The organism is Alphaproteobacteria bacterium (assembly GCA_035625915.1).
Lineage (GTDB): Bacteria > Pseudomonadota > Alphaproteobacteria > JACZXZ01 > JACZXZ01 > DATDHA01.
Window position 1 is genome coordinate 1 of record DASPOR010000154.1, and the last position, 4,558, is coordinate 4,558.

General features: G+C 59.0%; 5 protein-coding genes. 2 read left to right on the forward strand and 3 right to left on the reverse strand.

Annotated features, from left to right (window positions below):
- On the reverse strand, window positions 1-1,485 hold a 1,485-nt coding region (locus VEJ16_12085; GenBank protein ID HYB10402.1), incomplete at its 3' end, for a class I adenylate-forming enzyme family protein.
- A 114-nt stretch (window positions 1,486-1,599) separates the two neighbouring features.
- On the opposite strand from VEJ16_12085, the gene VEJ16_12090 reads away from it, so the two are divergent.
- Together VEJ16_12090 and VEJ16_12095 are read left to right on the forward strand one after the other, a co-directional pair.
- Entirely contained in the window at window positions 1,600-2,601 is a 1,002-nt protein-coding gene (locus VEJ16_12090; GenBank protein HYB10403.1) for a zinc-binding dehydrogenase, read from the forward strand.
- A complete protein-coding gene (locus VEJ16_12095) occupies window positions 2,598-3,026 on the forward strand; it encodes a PaaI family thioesterase (GenBank protein HYB10404.1) in 429 nt (142 codons plus the stop codon). Before VEJ16_12090 ends, VEJ16_12095 begins: the two co-directional genes overlap by 4 nt.
- A 33-nt stretch (window positions 3,027-3,059) precedes the next feature.
- Here VEJ16_12095 and VEJ16_12100 read toward each other — a convergent pair whose 3' ends face one another.
- Together VEJ16_12100 and VEJ16_12105 are read right to left on the reverse strand one after the other, a co-directional pair.
- On the reverse strand, window positions 3,060-3,863 hold the full coding sequence (locus tag VEJ16_12100) for an N-acyl homoserine lactonase family protein (protein ID HYB10405.1): 804 nt from the start codon (window positions 3,861-3,863) through the stop codon (window positions 3,060-3,062).
- Window positions 3,864-3,886: 23 nt separating this feature from the next.
- Window positions 3,887-4,558, reverse strand: a 672-nt coding sequence (locus tag VEJ16_12105) for an NAD(P)-dependent oxidoreductase (GenBank protein ID HYB10406.1), incomplete at its 5' end; no start/stop codon positions are given.

A 4,558-nucleotide genomic window follows, 5' to 3' on the forward strand; every position in this document is an offset into this window, starting at 1 on the left:
GACGAAAACCACTCGACGCGGATGGGCGTAAGCCGGCCCGCATTTCAACGCGAAATTGCGGACGGCTGCTTCATCGATCGAGGCGCCATAGCGCTTGACGACCACCGCGACCGGGACCTCGCCCTTGATCCGATGAGCGATGGGGACGACCGACACGTCCGCAATGTCGGGATGCGTGAGCAACAAGCCTTCGACCTCCAGAGGGTATATGTTTTCGCCGCCGCTGTTGAACATGTCATCGGTGCGGCCCTTGAAATAGTAAAAGCCGTCAGCGTCACGGCTGAAAAGGTCGCCCGTGCGAAGCCAGCCATTGACGAGGCGTTCACGGTTAACGGCGGGAAGATTGTGATAGCCCGGCGTCACGCCAGGGTTTTTAACCCAAAGCTCGCCGTAACTCGGACTCTCCTTCCCATCGCCGCCGACGAGCTTCACCTCGCATTCCGGCCAGACAACGCCGCAACTGCCCTTCGGCACCTCTCGACTGTCCGTCGGCGAGCCGATCATGACCGGTCCGCCCTCGGTCAGGCCGTAGCTCTCCCTGACCGGTACCTTGAACGCCGTTTCGACGGCTTGCTGTAGCTCCTTCGCAGTCGGCGCCGAGCCGATTTTGATCCCTTTAAGCGCCGAAAAATCCAAACCTTCGATGAGATCGCGCTGCTGGAGTAGGAGCGTGAACACGGCTGGAACGCCCCCGGTGTGGGTGCAGCGGTAGCGGGAAAGCGTCTCCAGAAATCGCCGAGGTTCGAAATTTGGCAAGATCACTGTCGATGCACCGGCGTGCAGGACGGTCTTGATTGCACCTGCCATGGCGTTCTTGTGATAGAGCGGGACGGCGGTGAGTGCGCGGTCGGTCTCCAACATCGGCCAATTCCTGTGGCAAGTGCGTATCCACCACATTTGGCCGGCATGGGTCAGGATCACGCCTTTCGGCCGGCCCGTGGACCCGGAGGTGTAAGGCTGGAAAGAGGGATGATCGCCCGCAAGTCGTGGCGGATCGAAGGCGGGTGGCGTCGCCTGCAGTTCGTTCTCGTAGTTGAGCCAACCAGACGGTACAGTGCCAAGGCCAAAATGGTGGCCAGGAATGGCGCGTTCCACAACCGCGACGAAGCCCGAATTTACGTCGGGGTCTACCACTGCCGCGACACATGCCGAATCGCGCACGATGTACTCGAGGACATCGGTGCCGAGACGTGTATTGAGGGGCACGGGTACGACGCCGGCGCGCATGGCGCCGTACATGATTTCGATGAACTCGTAGCGATTACCCGCCGACATCGCCAGGCGATCGCCCGGCTTGAGGCCGAAGCGCAGGGTCATTTGGGCGAATCGATCGAGCCGCTCTTCGAGCGTGCCGTAGGAAATTTCGGTCGGCCTGTCGCGCGAAAGATCGATTATTGCCGTTCCATTTGGCCGACGTCTTGCCGCGGCCCAAGAAAAGTAGCCCAAATTGTCATATCGCACGTCGCGCGGAAGAAGTTCGGTCATGGTCGAATCTCTTCGGGCAAAGTGACGAATGACGATTGCGGCTGGTTAAAAATTGCGATTTTCTGCATGCTGATGTCGGCCCAATCGCTGAATCTTCCAAGCTGGGGAGGGGCAATGAAGGCGGCAGTATTTCACGAACACGGGTCCCTCGACAATCTGCGCTACGAGGATTTTCCCGATCCCGAGCCAGGGCCGACGCAAGCGCTCTTACGCGTGCGCGCCGTTGCTTTGAATGGGTTCGACCCCATGGTTTTGCGGGGAATTCCGGGGCTTAAGACGCCCCTGCCCATGGTTCCGGGCGCCGATATCGCTGGCGAGATCGTAGGCCTTGGCGTGGGCGTAGACGGTGGGCGGTGGAAAATCGGCGACCGAGTCATGGTCATCCCAAACCATCCGGACGGGATGATGGGCGAAACGAAGCGCGGCGGCTGTTCCGATTTCGTCGCGATCGATGAAGGATACCTATTGCCCCTACCCGAATCCGTAAGCTTCGTCGAGGCGGCGTGCCTACCGGTCGCCTATGGAACGGCACTGCGCATGATCGAGACCCGTGGGCAACTACAGCCTGGCGAAAAAATTCTTATTTTGGGGGCGAGTGGGGGGGTTGGCACGTGCTGTGTGCAGCTCGCCAAGTTGATCGGTTGCAAAGTGATCGCCTGCGCAAGCTCCGAATGGAAAATCGTGCGGCTCAAGGAACTGGGTGCTGACCACGTGATCAACACTGCCCAGCAGAATTACGTGGCCGAGATCCATCGTTTATATGGAAAACCGCGAATCCGTGGTGGAGGCGGGGTAGACGTCGTGGTCAATTATACCGGGGGCGACAGCTGGGCCGAGTGTTTCCGAACGTTGAAACGTCATGGCCGGCTACTGACGTGCGGTGCCACGGCAGGCTACGATCCGAAGACGGATATCCGCTACATTTGGTCCTTCGAGTTCAATATCCTCGGCTGTAACGGTTGGACGGTCGACGATCTACAGGAACTACTCCGGCGAGTGGCCGACGGCCGAGTGAAGCCGGTCGTCCACTGTCAGCGTCCGCTTTCGGAAATCCGAGAACCATTCGGGGAGCTGATGCGACGCGAGGTTTTTGGAAAAGCGGTGTTGATCCCATGAGCGACGCCGGAAGTGCCGTAACGCTCGAGCGTATGCAGGCGATGCTGGATGGTTCTCCTTTCATTCGTCTCCTGAAGATGCGCGCAGTATCCATCGATGCCGAACGGCAGCAGGTCGTGATGGAGCTACCCCTTACGCCGGAGTTCGAACGTCACCCCGGCACAGGTCAATTCCATGGTGGTGTCATCGCGAGCCTCATCGATGTGGCTGGCGACTTCGCTTTGGTGATCCTGCTCGGCGGCGGCGTGCCGACGATCAATCTGCGCGTCGACTATCTGCGGCCGGCCGGTGGCAACAAGCTTAAGGCCTGCGCATCCGTCCGCCGCGCCGGCAGGACGATCGGTGTCGTCGACGTAGACGTCTTGGATGGTTCGGAACGTCTCATCGCGATTGGCCGCGGATGCTACTCAATGGCGGTCGGTTGAGTCGCGCACGGAGTAATGATTAAACGTAAGGCGTTAATCCAGTATTGGTTCGACATCCAAGCGGACGGCGATGCCTTCAAGACCCTTCTTCGGCGCTGGATAGCGCTTCAGAACCAGCGGGTCGTGTCCCGGCACAATGTGTTTTTTCGAACCCGCGAGCTTCTGGAGTGTTCGGTAACCTTCGAGCATGTCGCCGAGATTGTAGAGGATCGGGAACGGACGCACCTGTTCCATATTGGCATAGAAGTGCGATGCGTCGGACGCAAGGACCACCCATCCGCGTCGGGTCCAGACCCGCACCACCTGAAGCCCCATGGTGTGGCCGCCGATGTGATGTACGGTTAGGCCCTCGGCGATCTCTCCGGTCCGATCATGGAATTGCACTCGGCCGTTGAACAGCCGGCGGACTATCGCGCAGACATCTTCAGCCTCGTACGCTTGGCCAAGAGGTGCATGGCACATATGACGACTGGTTGCATAAGCGATTTCGAGATCCTGGAGATGGAAAGTCGCGTCGGGAAAAAGGTGATGATTTCCGCAGTGATCGTAGTGCATGTGCGTAATTATTACGTCACGTACCTGTCCAAGGTCGATGCCAAGAGCGGCAAGACCCTCGCTTGGGCAGCGTAGGACTTCGCGGCCACGCTTCTTGCCCGTAGCTGCATCGAAACCCGTATCGACAACATAGCACCTGTCCGGCCCAACGATTGCCCAAACAAAATAGTCGATTGGCATGGGGGCGTTGTGTGGATCGCCACCGAGAAAATTCTCCGAAGCAAGGCGATCATGATGGGCATAACGAACCGCATAGACGTCATAGGGCGCAAGTGCGGCCATAGCTCTCCTCCGATCGGGCCATGTCAGGCTAGTGGCGGCCTAACTTCTGCGCCAGCCGATTGTTCTACGAGTTGCACGACGGTGGTGAAGTCCGACTCGGGGCCAAAATGGCCTCTGGCCTCCGACCAAAGTTGGCGCACCGTGTTGCATACTCGCATTGGCGTGCGCAGCCGTTCAGCCTCGTCGAGGCAGAGCATTATGTCTTTGTACATGAGGCCGGTGCTGAACCCATAGTCGAACGTGCGGTTTAGAATAGCCTTCGGAAATTTGTCACGGATAGCCGTGTTTGCACCGGTCCCGGCGTTTATGACGTCGATCATGATGCGCGGGTCGAGCCCGGCCTTGACACCCATGACCATAACCTCGGCCGACGCCGCCATCGCCGTGGCGGACAGCATGTTGTTGGCGAGCTTCATGAGCTGGCCCATACCGGGCTCGTTGCCGATGTAGAAGTACTTGCCGATAACTCCAAATATCGGCCGTAGTTGGTCGCACAAATTTTTTGGGCCCGCCACCATGATCGCGAGCGTTCCCTTCTCGGCCCCGCTCACACCACCGCTGACGGGTGCATCTATCGTGGCGATCCCTTTTTGAGCCATCGCCAGTGCGATTTCGGCTGCGGCGCGCGGACCCGTCGTCGAAAGGTCGATGTAGGTCTTTACTTTGTGTCCCTCAACAACGCCGTTTGGGCCAAG